Source organism: Ewingella allii (genome assembly GCF_044430645.1).
Taxonomy (GTDB): Bacteria; Pseudomonadota; Gammaproteobacteria; order Enterobacterales; family Enterobacteriaceae; genus Ewingella; species Ewingella allii.
The window spans coordinates 154,445-173,970 of sequence record NZ_JAWUDN010000008.1; the positions used below are offsets into that span (position 1 = coordinate 154,445).

A 19,526-nucleotide genomic window follows, 5' to 3' on the forward strand; every position below is an offset into this window, starting at 1 on the left:
TGTGGTTATCGGATCGAAGGGATTATAGCCAGAAAGGTAAGCGAGGGGTATTGAGGGGAAGGGATTCCGCCCGTTTCGCTAAAAGCGCCACGGGCGGCGGGGGATTAGGCTTTCTTGACGCCGGTAATGCGGCACCACTCTTCTTTTTCAGCCACTGGGTCTAGCTCGAACAGCGCCTCATAGGCTTCTGCGACGCCCTGCGCCTGACTTGCCAGCACGCCGGACAGCCCCAGATGGCCGCCTGCTACTGGTAGCACGCTGATAAGGGGCGCCAGCTCGCGCAGTGGGCCTGCAAGGATGTTAGCGACCACCACGTCGGCCGACAGGTTGTCCGGCTGGTCTTTTGGCAGATAAAGCGATAGACGCTCGGAGACGCCGTTACGCTGCGCATTATCGCGACTGGCCTGAATCGCCTGCGGGTCGATATCAATACCGATAGCCTGCGCAGCACCCAGTTTCAGAGCGGCAATCGCCAAAATGCCGGAGCCACAGCCGAAGTCGATCACCGTCTTACCCTGTAAATCTAAACCGTCGAGCCACTCTAGGCACATGGCGGTGGTCGGGTGGGTGCCGGTGCCGAAGGCCAGACCCGGGTCGAGCATCACGTTGACGGCGGTTGGGTCCGGCACGTCGCGCCAGCTCGGGCAGATCCACAGACGCTGGCCGAAACGCATCGGGTGGAAGTTATCCATCCACTCGCGCTCCCAGTCTTTATCTTCCAACTGCTCGATTTTATGCACAAAGCCTTTGCCCAGCAGCGGCTCGTTTTCGAGCATAGCCACCACTTCCGCCATGTCGGTTTCTGCGTCATACAGACCGATAGCGTCGGTATCGCCCCACAGCAGCGTCTCACCCGGCAGGGGTTCGAACACCGGATTGTCATGGGTATCCTGGAAAGTCACGGATACAGCACCACTCTCGATAAGCGCGTCGCTCAGCGTTTCCGCGTCATTACCGGTGGTGTTAATTTTCAGTTGGATCCAAGGCATAGCAATTCTCTTTTAAGCTTGCAGTAAATAGTTTGCCGCCCCTCAGGACGGCTTGAGCGCGGCTTCTGCGCGCGCATCGCCAAATTTATTGCCGATGTAAAACGCCAGCAGACTCAGGGTCAGTGACGGCACAATCGGGTGCAGACCGGCAAGATGCAGGTCGAAACTGGCAAGCAGGGTATAACAAACCGCGCCAACAATCATTGAGCTAAGCGCGCCGGTGGCATTGGCGCGTTCCCAGTACAGCCCCAGCACCAGCGGCCACAGGAACACGGCTTCTAAGCCGCCAAAAGCCAGCAGATTCAGCCAGATAATCATTTCCGGTGGACGCCATGCCGCCAGCAGCACCAGCAGACCAAGCACAAAGGTCGCCCAGCTTGAGAAGCGTTTGAGGCGTTTCTCATTGGTGATTTCGGCCGGGCGAATGCCAAGATAGAGATCTTTAACAATCGTCGCCGAGGACTGCAACAGCTGGGCATTGATGGTCGACATAATCGCGGCCATGGGTGCAGCAAGGAAGATCCCGGCGGCATAAGGCGGCAGCACGGTGATCATCAAGGTGGGGATCACCTGATCCGGGATTTTAAGATCAGGCAGGATAGCGCGACCTAATGCGCCGGACAGATGCATGCCGAACATCAAAATCGCCACCACCAGCGTGCCGAGCACGATGCCGCGATGCACTGCCTTACTGTCTTTGTAGGAGATACAGCGCACGGCGGTGTGCGGCAAACCAATTACGCCGAAGCAGACCAGGATCCAGAACGAGGCCATGAACGGCAGCGACAGCACGTCGTCCGCGCCGCTGACCGACACCAGTTTAGGGTCAATTTGTTGCAATTTATCGACCGCGCTGTGCAAGCCGCCCGCCGCGTGGATCACCGCAATCAGCAGCAAAATAGTGCCGAGCAGCATCACCAGACCCTGCATGGCGTCATTGAGCACGCTGGCGCGGAAGCCGCCGAAGGCCGTGTAGAGCGCGATGCTGATGCCGAAAATCAGCAGGCCGGTGTCGTAAGGAATACCCGCCGCGGTTTCCAGCAAGCGCGCGCCGCCGATGAACTGCACGGTCATGGCGCCGAGGAAGGCAACCAGCAGACTCAGGCTCGCCAGCCAGACCAGCAGGCGGCTTTTATAGCGGCCGTACAGCATGTCGTTGAGCGTCACCGCGTTATAACGGCGAGCCAAAATAGCGAATTTCTTGCCCAGGATGCCGAGAGAAAGCCACACGGCGGGCAGCTGAATCATCGCCAGCAGCACCCAGCCCAGCCCAAATTTGTAGGCTGCGCCCGGCCCGCCAATAAACGAACTGGCGCTGATATAGGTCGCGGTCAGGGTCATGGCTAAGACGAAGCCGCCCATAGAGCGGTTGCCGAGGAAGTATTCAGTGAGGAAGTTACCGGCCTGACGGCGGGTATAGGCATAAACCGATAGGCCAAAGACCAGCAGCAAATAGGCAATAAGAGGAAGTAAAACTTCAGTCTGCATGGGGAGTGTCCTCGAGCGAAATGTCGCGGTAAATCACCCGCACCATCAGCCAGCTTAGTAACACAAAAATCAGCGGAACCAGCAAACAGGCCATTTCGAACCAGTGGGGCAGCCCGGTGATCCCCTGCTTGTCGTCGGGCAAATAGGCCGCCAGACACCAGGCCAGCAAGTAGGCCAGCGTCAGCCCAAAGGCCCAGCGCGCTTCGCGATTGGCTTGTCGAAAACGTGGGTCAGTGTCTTGAGTCTTCATCATAAAAGTCCCAAATGAAAAAAGGCCGGAATATCCGGCCTTGGTAAGAGAGTACGCAAGGTACGGTCTTATTTTTCCTGCAATCCGAGCTTCTTCTCCAGATAGTGGATGTTGGTTCCACCGTGCTGGAAGTTCTCGTCGCTCATGATGCGCATTTGCAGATCAACGTTGGTTTTGATGCCGTCGATGATCAGTTCAGCCAATGCGTTTTTCATGCGGGCAATCGCCACGTCACGGTTTTCACCGTAAGTGATCAGTTTGCCGATCATGGAATCGTAGTACGGAGGCACGGTATAGCCAGCGTAGATATGCGATTCCCAGCGCACGCCAAAGCCACCAGGAGCGTGGAAGCGGGTAATTTTACCCGGGCTTGGCAGGAAGGTATTTGGATCTTCAGCATTGATACGACATTCGACCGCGTGGCCCTGAATGCGTACTTCATCCTGTTTGATCGACAGCGGCTGACCGGCAGCGATACGCAGCTGCTCTTTGATCAAGTCAACGCCGGTGATCATTTCAGTCACAGGATGCTCAACCTGAATACGGGTGTTCATTTCGATGAAATAGAACTCGCCGTTTTCATACAGGAACTCAAAGGTACCCGCGCCGCGATAGTTAATGTCTACGCACGCTTTCGCACAACGCTCGCCGATGTAACGACGCAGCTCAGGCGTGATGCCCGGTGCTGGCGCTTCTTCGACAACTTTCTGGTGACGACGCTGCATGGAGCAGTCACGTTCTGCCAGATAAATCGCGTTGCCCTGACCGTCAGCCAAAATCTGAATTTCGATGTGGCGTGGGTTTTCCAGGTACTTCTCCATGTACACCATGTCGTTGTTGAAAGCCGCTTTGGCTTCCGCACGGGTCATGTTGATGGATTGTTCCAGATCTTTGTCGCTGCGAACTACGCGCATACCACGACCGCCGCCGCCGCCAGAGGCTTTGATGATGACCGGGTAACCGATGCGTTTTGCATAGGCACGGTTTTGGTCCATATCTTCGCCCAGCGGGCCGTCAGAACCAGGTACGCAAGGAACACCAGCTTTTTTCATCGCGCCGATGGCGGAAACTTTGTCACCCATCAGGCGGATAGTTTCAGCTTTCGGGCCGATGAAGATGAAGCCAGAGCGTTCAACTTGTTCAGCGAAGTCGGCATTTTCGGACAGGAAACCGTAGCCAGGGTGGATAGCCACCGCGCCAGTGATTTCAGCTGCAGCAATGATTGCCGGGATGTTCAGATAGCTTTTTACTGAAGGTGCAGGACCGATACAGACGGTTTCATCTGCCAGCAGTACGTGCTTCAGGTCGCGGTCGGCAGTTGAGTGCACGGCTACCGTTTTGATGCCCAGCTCTTTACAGGCACGCAAAATACGTAGCGCGATCTCGCCGCGGTTCGCGATAACAATTTTATCTACCATGGTACGCCTCGTTATTCGATGACGACCAGCGGCTCGTCGAATTCAACCGGTTGGCCGCTTTCCACCAGAATGGCTTTAACCACGCCAGATTTGTCTGCTTCGATTTGGTTCATCATTTTCATTGCTTCAACGATGCACAGGGTATCACCTGCGTTAACTTTCTGGCCGACTTCCACGAAGGCTTTCGCGTCCGGGCTTGGCGTGCGGTAGAAAGTACCCACCATCGGTGAACGAACGATGTGTCCGCTGATCGCAGCCGGTGCGGCTTCAGCTGGCGCCGCCGCTGGTGCAACTGCAGCAGCCAGACCCGGTTGCTGTTGTGGCGCAGGCATTGCGTACGCTTGTTGCATCATTGGGTAAGCTTGCGCAGGTGCTGCACGGCTGATGCGTACTGATTCTTCGCCTTCAGAAATTTCCAGTTCAGAAATGCCTGACTCTTCAACCAGTTCGATCAGTTTCTTAATTTTACGAATATCCATGGGTGTGATTCCGTACTCTTTTTGCGAAAAAAATTAATGGGTTTTAGACAAGCGGTTAACCGCTGCCTGTAAAGCAAAATGGTAGCCATCTGCGCCAAGTCCGCAGATAACGCCCACTGCGATATCAGATAGATAGGAGTGATGCCGGAACGGCTCGCGGGCGTGAACATTCGACAGGTGGATCTCGATAAACGGGATCTGTACTGCCAGCAACGCATCGCGTAGCGCTACGCTGGTATGGGTAAAGGCTGCGGGATTGATCAAAATAAAATCAGTGTTTCCGCGTGCCTGATGGATTCTATCAATCAGGAGGTGCTCTGCGTTGGATTGCAGATGGCTAAGCGCTACGTCTGCGGCGGCTGCCTGCTGCTCCAAACCTTTAACTATATCGTTGAGCGTAGTGCTGCCGTAGGTTTCAGGCTCACGCGTCCCTAACAAATTCAGGTTAGGACCGTTTAGAAGCAAAATGTCAAACTTATGCGCCATTGTGAGCCTATCTCCGGCAATTAGACAAAGATTGTAGAAAATACCCTGATGTCACCGATTTGTCACCTATTTCGCGGCAAATCTACCCTGCTCATCAGCATGAGGTCGGGCATTATAATGATATCGTGGCAATTCGCAGCTAAATACTGGTCTTATCAGCGAAGATAATCAACCCTCAGAATGCTACTGAGGGTTTAGACTGTGGGATTATGCGGGGTAGAACACAGAAAAGTTAAGCCCGTTAACGCAGCCATTGGCGGAATTTTTTGTAGCGTAATGCTAACAAGATCGCTGCAATTGCCGCGTAGATGATGGGTTGTGGCGAGATAATTTTCACTGACCACATGTAGTGAATCGGTGCCAAAATGGCGACAACATAAATTAAATTGTGCAATGTCTGCCATTTCGCACCCAACTTACGCTGCGACCACAATGTCGAGGTGCAGGCCAGCGCCAGCAGGATTATCCAGCTGATAATGCCCAGTGTCAGATAGGGCCGCGAAATCAATTCGCTGCCCAGCAGCGCCAAATTGTTAATGCCCAACTCTAAGAACGAATAGCTGAGAAGATGCAGCGTTCCCCACGCAAAGCACCACAAACCCACTAATCTGCGCACGCGCATCAACAGCGGCTGTTTACCATAACGCGCAACGGGGGTAATAAGCAGCGTCGCCAGCAGCAATTTCAGAGTCATCCTACCGGTAAAATGCTGAATATCTTTAGATGGATCGGCACTGAACCAGCCCTGATTAATCGACAAGATCAGCCAAATAAAGGGCAGGAACGCCGCCAGATGGATAACCACCTTTAGCCATTTAATTTGTGTCAGGCTTAAACGCCGCATCGCATTTCCCTCAAAATCATCAATAGTTCACGCGCAAATCGAGGCCGCGGTACAGCGACGCCACCTGATCGCCATAGCCATTAAACAGCAGCGTCGGCTGGCGTTTAACATCCAAAATACCGCCAGAGCCGATGAAACGCTCGGTGGCCTGTGACCAGCGCGGATGGTCGACGTGCGGGTTCACGTTGGCGTAGAAACCGTACTCATTGGTGGCAATCTGGTTCCATGTCGTCGGCGGCTGGTTCTTGGTCAGGCTGATATTGACGATAGACTTGATGCCTTTAAAGCCATATTTCCACGGCACGGTCAGGCGAATTGGCGCGCCGTTTTGCGGGGGCAGGGCCTTGCCGTAGACGCCGACGGTCAGCATGGTTAGCGGGTGCATGGCTTCATCCATCCGCAGCCCTTCAACATAAGGGTAATCCAGCCCGCCGCCGATAAAGCGGTCTTTCTGGCCCGGCATGTGTTCCGGGTCATATAAGGTTTTAAACGCCACAAAGCGCGCATTGCCGGTCGGCTCGGCTAGCTTGATGATGTTGCTCAGCTGGAAGCCAATCCACGGCACCACCATTGACCACGCCTCGACGCAGCGCATCCGGTAGATACGCTGCTCCAGCGGGAAGCGTTTCATGATGTCATCCATATCGAGGGTGATCGGCTTGCCCACTTCGCCATCAATCACGATTTTCCACGGCGAGGTCACCAACTGGCCCGCATTAGCGGCTGGGTCTGCTTTATCCAGACCAAACTCATAAAAGTTGTTGTAGCCGGTGACTTTATCTTCTGGCGTCAGCGTCAGGTCATTTTGGTAGGCGGCAGGCTTGGTGAAATCCAAAGGTTTCCCCGGCGGGGCTTTTGGTCGGTCGTGGCCTTTGAACCAAGATGAGATGTCGGCCTTGGCGGTCTGGGGCAGAGCCAGCGCCGCGGCGCTCAGGCCCAATGCCTGCAATACTTTGCGACGGTCGTGAAAGATGCTTTCAGGCGTGACGTCTGCCTCAGTCAGTTTGCGGGGATTGTTCATGGCGTACTCCAGAATTTCTTAATCATTATTGTTACTGAGGATTCTGGTTTAAGAATGGCTGTTAAATCGATTTTTGGCGAGAGGACTGGGGAAAATACGAAATTTCAGAGGAGAAGGGAACCGAGCAGCGCAGGGAGAGTTTTCCTGCGCTGCTGATTGGCTTAGCTTTTAGCGCACCTTGACCAAAGTGCGGCCCGTAATGGTGTTAGCCATAATTGCGGCGGCCGCCGCTGGCGCTTGTTCAAGGCTGATTTCCGTGGCGGCTTGCTCATAGAACGAAGCGGGAAGAGTCTGGGTCAGGCGCTCCCAGGCGTCCATTCGACGATGCAGCGGACACATCACAGAATCTACCCCTTGCAGGCGAACGTTGCGCAGAATAAATGGCATCACCGTGGTGGGAAGCTGGTAACCCCCCGCCAGACCACAGGCCGCCACCGTACCGCCGTAGACCGTTTGCGACAGCAAGGTTGCCAGCGTGTGGTCGCCGACGGTATCGATGGCGCCGGCCCACAGCTGTTTATCCAGCGCCCGGCCTTCTTTGCTGAACTCTTCGCGCGACAGCACGGTTTTCGCGCCGAGCTGCTTGAGATATTCGGTATTGCTGGCGCGCCCGCTGATCGCCACCACGTCATAGCCGAGGGTCGACAGCAGGGTGATCGCCGTGCTGCCCACGCCGCCGCTGGCACCACTGACAATCACTTTGCCGCTGTCGGGTAGCACGCCGCCTTCCTCCAGAGCCATCACGCAGAGCATGGCGGTGAATCCGGCGGTGCCGATAATCATCGCGTGGCGCGAGTCCAGACCTTCCGGCAGCTGCACCAGCCAATCACCTTTTACGCGCGCCTTTTCTGCCAGCCCGCCCCAGTGGTTTTCGCCCACGCCCCAGCCAGTGAGGATCACCTGCTGACCCACGCTAAAGCGTGAGTCTTCACTGCTAATGACCCGACCGGCGAAATCGATGCCGGGCACCATCGGGAATTGGCGGATAATTTTCCCCGTGCCGGTGATTGCCATTGCGTCTTTATAATTGAGGCTCGACCAGTCAACATCGACCACCACATCGCCTTCCGGCAAATCATCTATGCTGATATCACCTACGCTGGAAAGGGTCTGGCCTGCGTCTTGCTGTAATAAAAGTGCGCGCATTTTGAGCTCCATAAGATTTATCAATTGATTGTTTATGCAGTTGCTATGCTATGAATATAACGCAATAGGGGGGATAGGGACTGATATGAGACAAAAACGGTGCCACTGAGTGCAAATTTAGGCACAATTTTGCATAAATCTTTACCGGATCTGACACGCTTATGTTTTATGATAGCGGCGTTTAAACGGCGGCCTGACAATGAAGGAATATTCTCTGGTTTGCCTCCTTCATTTATAGGTTTCAGGTAAGGCACAAGGATGCGATTTACTAACAGACTCACCGCGCTTATTTCCATGCTGGTTGCAGTAGCTATGTTGCTGATGCTGCTCGGCGTGACTTTTAGTTTTGTTTATCTCAGCAAGCAGGGCACCGAGCAGCATTTGCGGGCGCTGGCGACCACTTTCGACCAATCTCTTCTACAACATACGCCTGATGAGGCACAGCGCTGGATGCCCACCGCGATGCGTATGTTGGATATTTCAAACATCACTCTGCTGGAAAATAACAAACCGCTGCGAGAATATCGCGAGTCCGCCGATTTACACGCGGCGTGGGACAGCGGCTACCCCGACTATGCCGAGACAACCTTGCCGCTAATGCAGCACCCGTCGATGGCGCTGCACGTGGTGTATGTAGACCCCATCACCACTTACACCCATTCGCTGCGCTCGACCATCACCATTAGCTTCGCCATTATTTTGATGATTGTAGTGGTGCTGATGAGTTTCCGCTGGCTGCGCAAAGAGACGGCTGGGTTGGAACGACTGGAAGAGCGCGCCCAGCGCATTCTTCGCGGCGAGCGGGAGAATATTCGCCACGGCGATGTCTCCGAATGGCCGCCTTTTGCCAGTAGCGCCATTGATTTACTGATGGCAGATCTGGCCGAGGCCCGCGAGCAACGCAGCCGGGTCGACACGCTAATTCGTGCATTTGCCCAGCAAGATGCCCAGACCGGCCTGAGTAATCGGCTGTTTTTCGACAATCAATTGGCGACTCAGCTTGAAGAAAAGGGCGCGCACGGCGTGGTTATGCTGCTGCGACTGCCTGACTTCGACACGCTGCGCGAAATCCACGGGCAGGGGCACGTTGATGAACTGCGTTCCGCGATGGTCAATCTGCTCTCAACCTTTGTCATGCGCTACTCCGATGCCCTGCTGGCGCGCTATTTCCACAGCGATTGTGCCGTGTTACTGCCTCACCGCACTTTAAAAGAAGCAGAGGTGATGGCGGCCCAACTGGTCAATGCGCTCGGCGCGCTGCCAACCTCTAACAATATCGATCGCGATGCCCTTCTATATATAGGTATCAGTGCTTATCGTTTTGGTCAGCGGGCGGAAGAGGTGATGGACCACGCCGAGCAGGCGACGCGCAACGCAGCCTTTCAGGGAAGTAACAGTTGGCTGGTTTATGACAGCAAAGTGCCTGAAAAAGGGCGCGGCAGCGTTAAATGGCGCACGCTACTGGAAAATACCCTATCGCGCGGCGGGCCGCGTCTTTATCATAAAGGCAGCTTTACCAAAGACCGCAAGCTGGATCATCGTGAAATTCAGCGCCGCATCTTTGATGGCGAGCAAGAGCTGCTGGCTGCCGAGTTTATGCCGCTGGTGGTGCAATTTGGCATGTCGCAAAGCTATGATCGCCAAATGCTTTCTCAGATAATTCCGTTACTGGCGCGCTGGCCGGACGAAACGTTGGCATTTCACCTGACGGTTGATTCATTATTGCAGCGCTCTTTTGTCCGCTGGTTGCGCGATACCTTGCTGCAATGCGAAAAAAAGCAGCGTAATCGCATTCTGATTGAACTTGCAGAGGCAGATCTCTGTCAACATACCGAGCGATTACGGCCCGTTGTCCGCCTGCTACAAGGAATGGGCTGCCGTCTTGCTGTTTCTCAAGCCGGGCTTACCGTGGTCAGCACCTCATATTTGAAAACTTTCCCGGTTGAAAGGGTGAAACTGCACCCGGGATTGATTCGCGATATCGACAAAAGAATTGAAAATCAGCTGTTCGTACAAAGCCTGATTAGCGCCTGTGAAGGAACACAAGCCAAGGTTTTCGCTTCTGGCGTGCGCAGTAAAGAAGAGTGGGCAGTACTGTTAGAAAAGGGCATTCATGGCGGGCAGGGTGATTTTTTTGCTATGCCGCAGGCCGTGGAGCCCGTTAGCAAAAAATATTCACACAACGGTGATGTTTAAACTGATCGTAATGTGAAGATTTAACGTAGAATGGCGCAGCCTTTAACCGGTTACTGTCCAATGACGCCTATTTGTAAAGTTTTTGGCGAATTGTGGCGGGAGTTCTCGGAGCGAGAGCAAGAATTCATGTGCGGTGTTGGTGCTTGTAAGTTGCTGGTTGTAAACAGGTAAAAGGTGATTCTGGTTTAAATGAACAGGTCATTTTTCACCTCTGATTTGACAACCAAAAGTCATCGCGACTGTAAGCGGCCGACATCGTGGACAATTTCACCGAAGCAGAACGTTTTTGCGCCTTGTCGCTGCTTCGCGTGGTTGGTAAAGTAGGCGGATTTTATTTTCCGCCCCCAGCTAGCAGGATTATCCTTTCGTTATGTTTAAGAAATTTCGTGGCATGTTTTCCAACGACTTGTCCATCGACCTGGGTACCGCCAATACCCTCATTTATGTAAAAGGACAAGGCATTGTGCTGAACGAGCCATCAGTTGTGGCTATTCGTCAGGATCGTGCTGGTTCACCGAAAAGCGTTGCGGCCGTCGGCCATGATGCCAAACAGATGTTGGGACGTACTCCTGGCAACATCGCTGCTATTCGTCCGATGAAAGACGGCGTTATCGCTGACTTCTTCGTGACTGAAAAAATGCTGCAGCACTTCATCAAACAAGTTCACAGCAACAGCTTCATGCGCCCAAGCCCGCGCGTGCTGGTGTGTGTGCCTGTTGGCGCAACTCAGGTTGAACGCCGCGCTATCCGTGAATCTGCACAAGGTGCGGGCGCGCGTGAAGTGTTCTTGATTGAAGAGCCAATGGCAGCAGCGATCGGTGCAGGTTTACCTGTCTCTGAAGCGACCGGTTCCATGGTTGTGGATATCGGCGGTGGTACTACCGAAGTCGCGGTTATCTCCCTGAACGGCGTGGTCTATTCTTCTTCTGTACGTATCGGTGGTGACCGCTTCGACGAAGCTATCATCAACTACGTGCGTCGTAACTACGGTTCCCTGATTGGCGAAGCTACCGCTGAGCGTATTAAGCACGGTATCGGTTCCGCTTACCCAGGTGATGAAGTTCACGAGATTGAAGTTCGTGGTCGTAATCTGGCTGAAGGCGTTCCGCGCGGCTTTACCTTGAACTCCAATGAAATTCTTGAAGCGCTGCAAGAGCCGCTGACTGGCATCGTTAGCGCGGTGATGGTTGCGCTGGAACAGTGTCCTCCAGAGCTGGCTTCTGACATCTCCGAGCGCGGCATGGTATTGACCGGCGGTGGCGCATTGCTGCGTAACCTCGATCGCCTGCTGATGGAAGAGACCGGTATTCCGGTGGTTGTGGCAGAAGATCCGCTGACCTGCGTTGCTCGCGGCGGTGGTAAAGCGTTGGAAATGATCGACATGCACGGCGGCGACCTGTTCAGCGAAGAGTAATTTTAGCGACGCACGCTTTTGCTTAAGGCGTGCATAGCAAAGAATAAGTCTTGCCCGCCAAGGTGAATGTCCGTCTGGTGAAACCTGCTGCGTTAAAGTATGCAGTGTCAAATTGGGGTCGTGCATCGAACTACCTGAAGAAATGCGTATTCAGGTAGTTTTCGCTCGATCCGCTTCGCTTGCTACTTTTCCTGCTTAGGCTATCTTTCACTGGATTGGCTGAAACCTTCTGTTGCCGAGGAACTCGCATATTTTATGAAGCCGATTTTTAGCAGGGGACCTTCCCTGCAACTGCGACTTTTTTTGGCTATTCTCACGGCCATTGTCCTGATTTTTGCCGACAGTAAAGTAGGTACGTTCGTTAAGATCCGCACCTATATGGACACTGCCGTCAGCCCTTTCTATTTTTTGTCGAATGCTCCACGTGAATTCCTCGATCAGGTTTCCGCCACCTTCGCTACCCGCCAGTCTCTTGAACTTGAAAACCGCGCGCTGCGCCAAGAATTGCTGCTCAAAAACAGCGATTTGATGCTGCTCGGCCAATTCAAGCAAGAGAACGCGCGACTGCGCGAGCTGCTGGGGTCACCGCTGCGTCAGGATGAGCACAAGATGGTGGCTCAGGTGCTGTCGACCAGCAATGACCCCTATAGCGATCAGGTTGTCGTCGACAAAGGCAGCAACAATGGCGTCTATGTTGGCCAGCCGGTGATTAGCGATAAAGGCGTGGTGGGTCAGGTGGTCGCTGTGGGTGCCGTCACCAGCCGCGTATTGCTGATCTGCGACGCCTCCCACGCCTTGCCGATTCAGGTTTTGCGTAACGATATTCGCGTGATTGCAGCCGGTAGCGGCTGTGCTGACGACTTGCAGCTGGAGCACTTGCCGAGCAATACCGACATCCGCGTCGGTGACGTGCTGGTGACGTCCGGTCTCGGCGGTCGCTTCCCTGAAGGCTATCCGGTTGCCGTGGTTTCTTCGGTAAAAGTCGATAACCAACGTGCTTACACCGTGATTCAGGCGCGCCCGACGGCGGGTCTGCAACGCCTGCGTTACCTGCTGCTGCTGTGGGGCTCTGACCGCAATGGCGATAAGCCACTGCCGCCGGACGAAGTGCATCGCGTCGCCAATGAGCGTCTGATGCAGATGATGCCTCAGGTCCTGCCGCCTCCGGGCGAAATGGGCCCTCCTGCTCCTATTCCTCAACCTGCTACTGGCACCATTACCACGCCAGTTTCGCCACGGCCTTCTAGCGGGGGCAGTCAATGAATCGCTACCGGAGCCACGGCCGCTGGATAATTTGGCTATCCTTTCTGATAGCCATGTTATTGCAAGTGATGCCGTGGCCGGACGAGATCTACATGTTTCGGCCATCCTGGTTGATGCTGATCCTGATTTACTGGGTCATGGCGCTGCCGCACCGCGTTAACGTAGGTACCGGATTTATCGTCGGTTTTGTGATGGATTTGATTCTTGGCTCGACGTTAGGCGTGCGCGCGCTGGCTTTGGCGCTGATTGCCTATCTGGTCGCTTTCAAGTTCCAACTGTTCCGCAACATGGCCCTGTGGCAGCAAGCGCTGATCGTCATGCTGCTGTCACTGGCTGTCGACGTGGTGGTGTTCTGGGCCGAGTTTTTGGTGGTGAATGTCTCGTTTCGTCCGGAAGTGTTCTGGAGCAGCGTGGTCGACGGCATTCTCTGGCCATGGTTATTCCTGCTGATGCGCAAAATTCGCCGTCAGTTCGCTGTGCAATGAGGAAATGATGACTGAACTTTATCTGGCTTCTGGTTCACCGCGCCGCCGCGAATTGCTGGCCGTGCTGGAGTTGGCTTTTGAACGTCTGGTGACTGATGTTGCCGAGCAAAAGCAGCCAGATGAAGCGCCAGCAGACTATGTGCTGCGCCTCGCCTGTGACAAAGCTTTAGCAGGCGTGGCCGTTGCGCCGCAGGACCTCCCGGTGCTGGGTGCTGACACCATCGTGGTGCTCGACGGGCAGGTTTTGGAAAAGCCGCGCGATGAAGCTCATGCCGCGCAGATGTTAACCGCATTGTCTGGCCGCCAGCATCAAGTGATGACGGCCATTGCTCTGGCAGACCGCCAGACGCATCGTAGTACGCTGGTTGTGACTGATGTCACCTTCCGCTCTCTATCCGCGGATGATATTCAGCACTATATTCTGAGCGGGGAACCCATGGATAAAGCGGGTGCATACGGTATTCAGGGAAAGGGCGGATGTTTCGTCCGTGAAATTCGCGGCAGCTACTACGCAGTGGTTGGGCTTCCTTTAGTGGAAACTCAAGAGCTGTACAGTGAGTTTGCTGCATTACGCGAGCTTAGGAGAAAGCATGACAGCTGAATTACTGGTCAATGTTACGCCGTCCGAGACGCGCGTGGCTTACATTGACGGTGGCATTTTGCAAGAGATCCATGTTGAGCGTGAAGCCAAGCGCGGCATTGCAGGCAATATTTACAAAGGTCGCGTCAGCCGGGTTCTGCCGGGCATGCAGGCAGCCTTTGTTGATATTGGTCTGGAGAAAGCGGCTTTTTTACATGCTTCAGACATCATGCCGCACACCGAGTGCGTGGCTCGTGATGAGCAAAAGAATTTTAACGTTCGTGACATCGTAGAGCTGGTCCATCAGGGGCAAGATCTGATGGTGCAGGTGGTGAAAGACCCGCTGGGCACCAAAGGCGCGCGCCTGACCACCGACATTACTCTGCCTTCCCGCTATCTGGTCTTCATGCCGGGCGCCTCACACGTGGGTGTCTCACAGCGCATTGAGAGCGAAGCCGAGCGCGATCGCCTGAAAAATATCGTTCAGGAATATTGTGACGAGCAGGGTGGCTACATTATCCGCACCGCGGCAGAAGGGATTGGCGAAGAAGAACTTAAACAAGATGCCGCCTTTCTCAAGCGTTTGTGGACCAAAGTTATGGAGCGCAAGCGCCGCAATAAAACCAAGTGCAAACTCTATGGCGAGCTGGCGCTGGCGCACCGCGTATTAAGAGACTTTGCCGGCGAAGCGCTGGACAGAATTCGCGTAGATTCGCGCCTGACCTATGAACTGCTGGTGGAATTTACCAGCGAATATATTCCCGAAATGACGGCCAAGCTGGAGCACTACGCGGGCAAGCAGCCTATTTTCGATCTCTTTGACGTTGAGAATGAGATCCAGCGCGCGCTGGAACGCAAAGTCGAACTCAAGTCCGGCGGCTATCTGATTATTGACCAGACCGAAGCCATGACCACCGTGGATATCAACACCGGTGCTTTTGTCGGCCATCGCAATCTGGAAGAGACGATCTTCAATACCAATACCGAGGCGACCCAAGCCATTGCCCGCCAGCTGCGCCTGCGTAATCTCGGCGGCATCATCATTATCGACTTCATCGATATGGCGAATGAGGATCATCGTCGGCGGGTGCTGCACTCTTTGGAGCAGGCGCTGTCAAAAGATCGGGTGAAAACGGGCATTCACGGCTTCTCGGCGCTAGGTTTAGTCGAAATGACCCGCAAACGGACGCGTGAAAGCGTCGAGCACGTGCTGTGCAGCGATTGCCCAACCTGTCACGGCCGGGGCACGGTGAAAACCGTCGAAACCGTATGCTATGAAATTCTGCGTGAAATTGTTCGCGTGCACCACGCCTATGACGCCGACCGTTTCCTGGTCTATGCTTCTGCGGCAGTCGGCGAAGCCTTGAAAGGGGAAGAGTCCCACGCGCTGGCCGAAGTGGAGATTTTCGTCGGCAAACAAGTGAAAGTTCAAATCGAGCCGCTCTACAACCAAGAGCAGTTCGACGTTGTCATGATGTGATTACCCGTCCGGCTTAGCGTTGCGGCGGCATAGGCCGCAACATAAATCATTGATTATGGGTGAATTTATTAAATTTCCATTGTAGTCCGGGGCCAATATGCCCGCGGAATGGAAACAAGGAGAGAAGTTTGAGGCGACTGCCGGGGATACTGTTAACTACCTGCGCAACAATTATCGTGATTGTTGCGTTGGCAATCAGTGGCTTGCGTCTGGCTTTGCCTCAGCTTCACCGTTTTCAGGATCAGCTGGTCAGCAAAATCGAGTCTGTGACCGGCGTGCCTATCGAACTGGACCAAATCAGCGGCAGCTGGAAAACCTTTGGCCCGACTCTTGAGTTAAAAAACCTTAGCGTGACCCTGCCAGACACCTCGGTGAAAGCCGAGCGCGTGACTCTGGCGCTGGATGTCTGGCAATCGCTGCTGCATTTCCGCTGGCAGTTCCGCGACCTGACTTTCTACAATCTTGACCTTGATACCAACGCCACTTTTGGTAATAAAACCAACGACGGTAAAGGTTTCGAGGCTAACCGCATCAGCGATATCTTCCTCAAGCAGGTCGACCATTTCGACCTGCGCGACAGCCATATCTCCTTCATGACCCCAGCCGGGCAGCGCGCCGAAATCACCGTGCCACAGCTGCGCTGGCTGAACAGCCGCAACCGCCACCGCGCCGAAGGGTTGATCAGCCTGTCGACCTTCAACGGCCAGCATGGCGTGGTGCAGGTGCGCATGGACCTTAACGACAACGACGGTTTGCTCAACAACGGCAAAATCTATCTTCAGGCCGACGATATCGACATGAAGCCTTGGTTTAGCCGCTGGCTGCGCAGCAACACCGGGCTGGAAAGTGCGGACTTCAGCCTTGCGGCTTGGCTGACCGTGCGCAGCGGCGATATCTACGCCGGAGACGCCTGGGTGAAAAACGGCGCGGCGACCTGGAGCAGCGCGGGGCAGGAGCATCGGTTAGACGTTGAGAACCTGACGCTGCACGGCAGCCGACAGGGCGATGGCTGGCAGGTCGATGCCCAGCAGCTCAACTTGAAAACTGACGGCGTGGCCTGGCCGAAGGGCCAAATCAGCGCGCTGTATCTGCCGGAAAACAATGAGTTTTTAGGGGCTTCGCAGGGGGATGAACTTCGCCTGAGAGCAACCAAGCTTCAGTTAGAGCGCCTTGGGCCGATTATCCCAACCTTCTCCTTCCTGACGCCAGAATTGCTCGAGCGTTGGCAGGATATCCAGCCAAAAGGCTTAATCGACCAGCTGTCGTTAGATATTCCTCTTAAGCAGACCGACCACACGCGCTTTGCCGCCAAATGGCGCGATCTCAGCTGGGATCGCTGGCAGCTACTGCCGGGCGTGAATCACTTTAGCGGCCAGCTGAGCGGCAGCGTGCAGCACGGCCAACTGATGGTCAATTTGCAAGACAGCCTACTGCCGTATGGTGAGATGTTCCGCGCGCCGCTGGAGATCAGTGCGGCGCAGGGCACCGTCGATTGGAGCTATAGCCAAGAGGGCTGGGCGCTGTGGTCGAAGAGACTGGATGTCAAAGCCAACGGCCTGTGGGCCAACGGCGGCTTCCACTATAACCAGCCGGAGCACGGCGAGCCGTGGCTAAAAATTCTCGGCGGCATTCGTCTGTATGATGCTGGGCAGGCGTGGCGCTACTTCCCTGAGCCGCTGATGGGCAAACATCTGACGGATTATCTCAGCGAGGCGATTCAGGCCGGGCAGGTGGATAACGCCACGCTGACCTTCAACGGCAATCCGCACGATTTCCCGTTTAAAAAGCATGAAGGGCAGTTTGAAGTGTGGGTGCCGCTGCGTAACGCCACCTTCCAGTTCCAGCCTGAGTGGCCAGCCTTGACCAATTTGGATATCGACCTCGATTTCCTCAATGACGGCCTGTTCATGAAAGCCGAGCACACCAAATTGGGTAATGCCGACGGCAATAACGTGGTCGCCAACATCCCTGATTATCTGAAAGAGAAGCTGTTCATCGACTCCGACATTTCAGGTACTGGCAAAGACATTGGTGACTATTTTAAAGACACGCCGCTGAAGGACTCCCTCGGCGCGGCCCTAGATGAGCTGCAGATTGGCGGCAATGTGAGTGGTCGCTTACATCTTGATATCCCGCTGGATGGCGAAGAAGTTCGCGCCACCGGCGGCGTGAAGCTCAATGACAACAGCCTGTTTATCAAACCGCTGGAAAGTACCATTGAGCACCTCAGCGGCCAGTTCACCTACGACAACGGCAACTTGCAGAGTAGTTTGCTCACCGCCAACTGGTTCGGACAACCTCTGAACGTGCAGTTTAGCACGCACGAACTTACTGATAATTATCAAATTAATGTTGGTCTGGACGGCAACTGGGAACTGGGCAAAATCACCGGAATGCCGGATGCTGTTGCCAGCAAACTCAGCGGCAGCGCACCCTGGAAAGGGACGGTGGATATTTCACTCCCTCATAAGGGTGAGCCAAATTACAGTATCGGCGTAACTACCGATCTGAAGAGTGTAAGTAGTCACTTACCTAGCCCACTCGACAAGAAGCCGGGCCGCAGTCTGCCACTGGCGGTAAATGCCAAAGGCGGGCTGAAGAGTTTTGAAATGAATGGCGTGCTGGGCGGCAAAGACCGATTCAACAGCCGCTGGCTGCTGGGCAAGCAGCTACAGCTGGATCGCGCGTCGTGGCAGATGAATGCCCAGAAAACCCCGGCGCTGCCAGCGACCAGCAGCCTGACGCTGCACCTGCCTGAGCTGGATGGCGAGAGTTGGCTGGAGCTGATGTCGCCAGATAACGCCCCGAAAGCGCCAGTGCAGAAGAGTGCCAAAGGCGCGAAGAGAGCGGCCAATACCGCCGCTTCTTTTGGCTTCCCACATGAAGTGACGCTGACCACGCCGAAGCTCAAATTAGGCGGTCAGGTCTGGAATGACTTACAGATTAGCTCGACTCAGGCCAGCAATGGCATGAACATCACGGCGAAAGGCAAAGAGATCGACGGCACGCTGGCGATGAATGACCGTGGTCCGTGGCAAGCCAATATCCGCTACCTCTATTTCAACCCGCAGTGGACGGTGGCTGACGCGGCCAGCGGCGGTAAGTCAGGCCAGAATCCTTTTGCCGATGACAAAATTTCCTTCGCCAAATGGCCGGCACTGCTTCTGCGCTGTGAAGACTGCTGGTTCCTCGGGCAGAGCTTCCGCAAGGTGAATGCTGATATCACGCCGAGTGGCGATCAGCTGGCGCTGCGCAACGGCCTGATTGATACCGGCTCGGTGCGTTTAGACGTGCAGGGCGACTGGAAGCAGAACGGCAGCGTTGAATCTACCGGCCTGAAAGGCAAACTGTCGGGCAAAGATATTGAAGCCGCGACCTCCTTCTTCGGCGTCACTACCCCGCTGCGCGGTGCGCCATTCAACATCGACTTTGATTTGCACTGGAAATCTATTCCGTGGAAGCCAGATCTGAAAACCCTGAATGGCACCCTGAAAACTGACCTTGGCAAAGGTGAAATCGTGGATTTAGGCGGCGGCCGCGCCGGGCAATTGCTGCGTCTGGTCAGCTTCGACGCCCTGCTGCGTAAGCTGCAACTCGATTTCAGCGACACCTTTGGCAAAGGCTTCTACTTTGACTCTATCCGCTCAAACGCCTGGATCAAAGACGGCACGCTGCATACCGAGGACCTGCTGGTTGACGGGCTGGCGGCGGATATCGCCATGAACGGTAGCGTCGATTTAGTCAATCAGCGGCTAAATATGGAAGCGGTGATCGCTCCTGAAATCTCGGCCACAGTCGGGGTCGCCACGGCCTTTGCTATTAACCCAATCGTCGGCGCGGCGGTGTTTGCCGCCAGTAAGGTATTGGCGCCGCTGTGGAATAAGATTTCGTTAATCCGTTACCATATCGACGGCACCATTGCGGATCCAAAAATTAATGAAGTGCTGCGCCAACCGCGACCTGCAAAAGAGCCTGCCGCACCTTGAG

At 54.8% G+C, this 19,526-nt stretch carries 16 protein-coding genes; 7 read left to right on the top strand and 9 right to left on the bottom strand.

Translation table 11 applies throughout. The features are described 5' to 3' along the window. Positions 1 to 104: 104 nt before the first annotated feature. The 9 genes from prmA to acuI form a co-directional block, all read right to left on the bottom strand. Positions 105 to 989, bottom strand: coding sequence for a 50S ribosomal protein L11 methyltransferase (gene prmA, locus SBO83_RS17065; RefSeq protein WP_034786641.1), 885 nt, complete (start codon positions 987 to 989; stop codon positions 105 to 107). 42 nt (positions 990 to 1,031) lie between these two features. Then, positions 1,032 to 2,477 carry a sodium/pantothenate symporter gene (gene panF / locus SBO83_RS17070; RefSeq protein WP_396132342.1) on the bottom strand — a complete coding sequence of 482 codons (1,446 nt, stop codon included), beginning with the start codon at positions 2,475 to 2,477 and terminating at the stop codon, positions 1,032 to 1,034. Further along, positions 2,467 to 2,730: a YhdT family protein gene (locus SBO83_RS17075; protein WP_353500740.1), complete on the bottom strand. Its 264-nt coding sequence runs from the start codon at positions 2,728 to 2,730 to the stop codon at positions 2,467 to 2,469. The genes panF and SBO83_RS17075 overlap by 11 nt, the downstream gene beginning before the upstream one ends. A gap of 65 nt (positions 2,731 to 2,795) precedes the next feature. After that, positions 2,796 to 4,145, bottom strand: a complete 1,350-nt coding sequence (accC, locus tag SBO83_RS17080) for an acetyl-CoA carboxylase biotin carboxylase subunit (RefSeq protein WP_353500741.1) — start codon at positions 4,143 to 4,145, stop codon at positions 2,796 to 2,798. Positions 4,146 to 4,156: 11 nt separating this feature from the next. Beyond that, positions 4,157 to 4,624 carry an acetyl-CoA carboxylase biotin carboxyl carrier protein gene (gene accB / locus SBO83_RS17085; RefSeq protein WP_034786647.1) on the bottom strand — a complete coding sequence of 156 codons (468 nt, stop codon included), beginning with the start codon at positions 4,622 to 4,624 and terminating at the stop codon, positions 4,157 to 4,159. Positions 4,625 to 4,657: 33 nt separating this feature from the next. Further along, positions 4,658 to 5,110, bottom strand: a complete 453-nt coding sequence (aroQ, locus tag SBO83_RS17090; RefSeq protein WP_154145834.1) for a type II 3-dehydroquinate dehydratase — start codon at positions 5,108 to 5,110, stop codon at positions 4,658 to 4,660. 241 nt (positions 5,111 to 5,351) lie between these two features. Further along, positions 5,352 to 5,954, bottom strand: a complete 603-nt coding sequence (msrQ, locus tag SBO83_RS17095) for a protein-methionine-sulfoxide reductase heme-binding subunit MsrQ (RefSeq protein ID WP_353500742.1) — start codon at positions 5,952 to 5,954, stop codon at positions 5,352 to 5,354. A 19-nt stretch (positions 5,955 to 5,973) separates the two neighbouring features. Next, positions 5,974 to 6,975: a protein-methionine-sulfoxide reductase catalytic subunit MsrP gene (gene msrP, locus SBO83_RS17100; RefSeq protein WP_396132343.1), complete on the bottom strand. Its 1,002-nt coding sequence runs from the start codon at positions 6,973 to 6,975 to the stop codon at positions 5,974 to 5,976. A gap of 168 nt (positions 6,976 to 7,143) precedes the next feature. Beyond that, positions 7,144 to 8,121, bottom strand: coding sequence for an acrylyl-CoA reductase (NADPH) (gene acuI / locus SBO83_RS17105; RefSeq protein ID WP_396132344.1), 978 nt, complete (start codon positions 8,119 to 8,121; stop codon positions 7,144 to 7,146). 258 nt (positions 8,122 to 8,379) lie between these two features. Here acuI and csrD point away from each other — a divergent pair, with 258 nt between their 5' ends. From csrD to yhdP, 7 genes are all read left to right on the top strand, one after another. Next, positions 8,380 to 10,317 carry an RNase E specificity factor CsrD gene (gene csrD / locus SBO83_RS17110; protein ID WP_396132345.1) on the top strand — a complete coding sequence of 646 codons (1,938 nt, stop codon included), beginning with the start codon at positions 8,380 to 8,382 and terminating at the stop codon, positions 10,315 to 10,317. Between the two features lie 370 nt (positions 10,318 to 10,687). Then, positions 10,688 to 11,731 carry a rod shape-determining protein MreB gene (gene mreB, locus SBO83_RS17115; RefSeq protein WP_007891976.1) on the top strand — a complete coding sequence of 348 codons (1,044 nt, stop codon included), beginning with the start codon at positions 10,688 to 10,690 and terminating at the stop codon, positions 11,729 to 11,731. Positions 11,732 to 11,986: 255 nt separating this feature from the next. Next, positions 11,987 to 12,994, top strand: coding sequence for a rod shape-determining protein MreC (gene mreC, locus SBO83_RS17120; protein ID WP_034786661.1), 1,008 nt, complete (start codon positions 11,987 to 11,989; stop codon positions 12,992 to 12,994). Next, the gene (mreD, locus tag SBO83_RS17125) at positions 12,991 to 13,479 is read left to right on the top strand and encodes a rod shape-determining protein MreD (protein WP_034786663.1); all 489 of its coding nucleotides are present in this window, start codon (positions 12,991 to 12,993) and stop codon (positions 13,477 to 13,479) included. Before mreC ends, mreD begins: the two co-directional genes overlap by 4 nt. Before the next feature lie 7 nt (positions 13,480 to 13,486). Further along, positions 13,487 to 14,080 (top strand): Maf family protein, encoded by a 594-nt coding sequence (locus SBO83_RS17130; RefSeq protein WP_353503880.1) that lies wholly within the window; start codon positions 13,487 to 13,489, stop codon positions 14,078 to 14,080. Next, on the top strand, positions 14,070 to 15,539 hold the full coding sequence (gene rng, locus SBO83_RS17135) for a ribonuclease G (RefSeq protein WP_353500747.1): 1,470 nt from the start codon (positions 14,070 to 14,072) through the stop codon (positions 15,537 to 15,539). Before SBO83_RS17130 ends, rng begins: the two co-directional genes overlap by 11 nt. Positions 15,540 to 15,667: 128 nt before the next feature. Continuing rightward, the gene (gene yhdP, locus SBO83_RS17140) at positions 15,668 to 19,525 is read left to right on the top strand and encodes an AsmA2 domain-containing protein YhdP (RefSeq protein ID WP_396132346.1); all 3,858 of its coding nucleotides are present in this window, start codon (positions 15,668 to 15,670) and stop codon (positions 19,523 to 19,525) included. Position 19,526 lies beyond the last annotated feature (1 nt).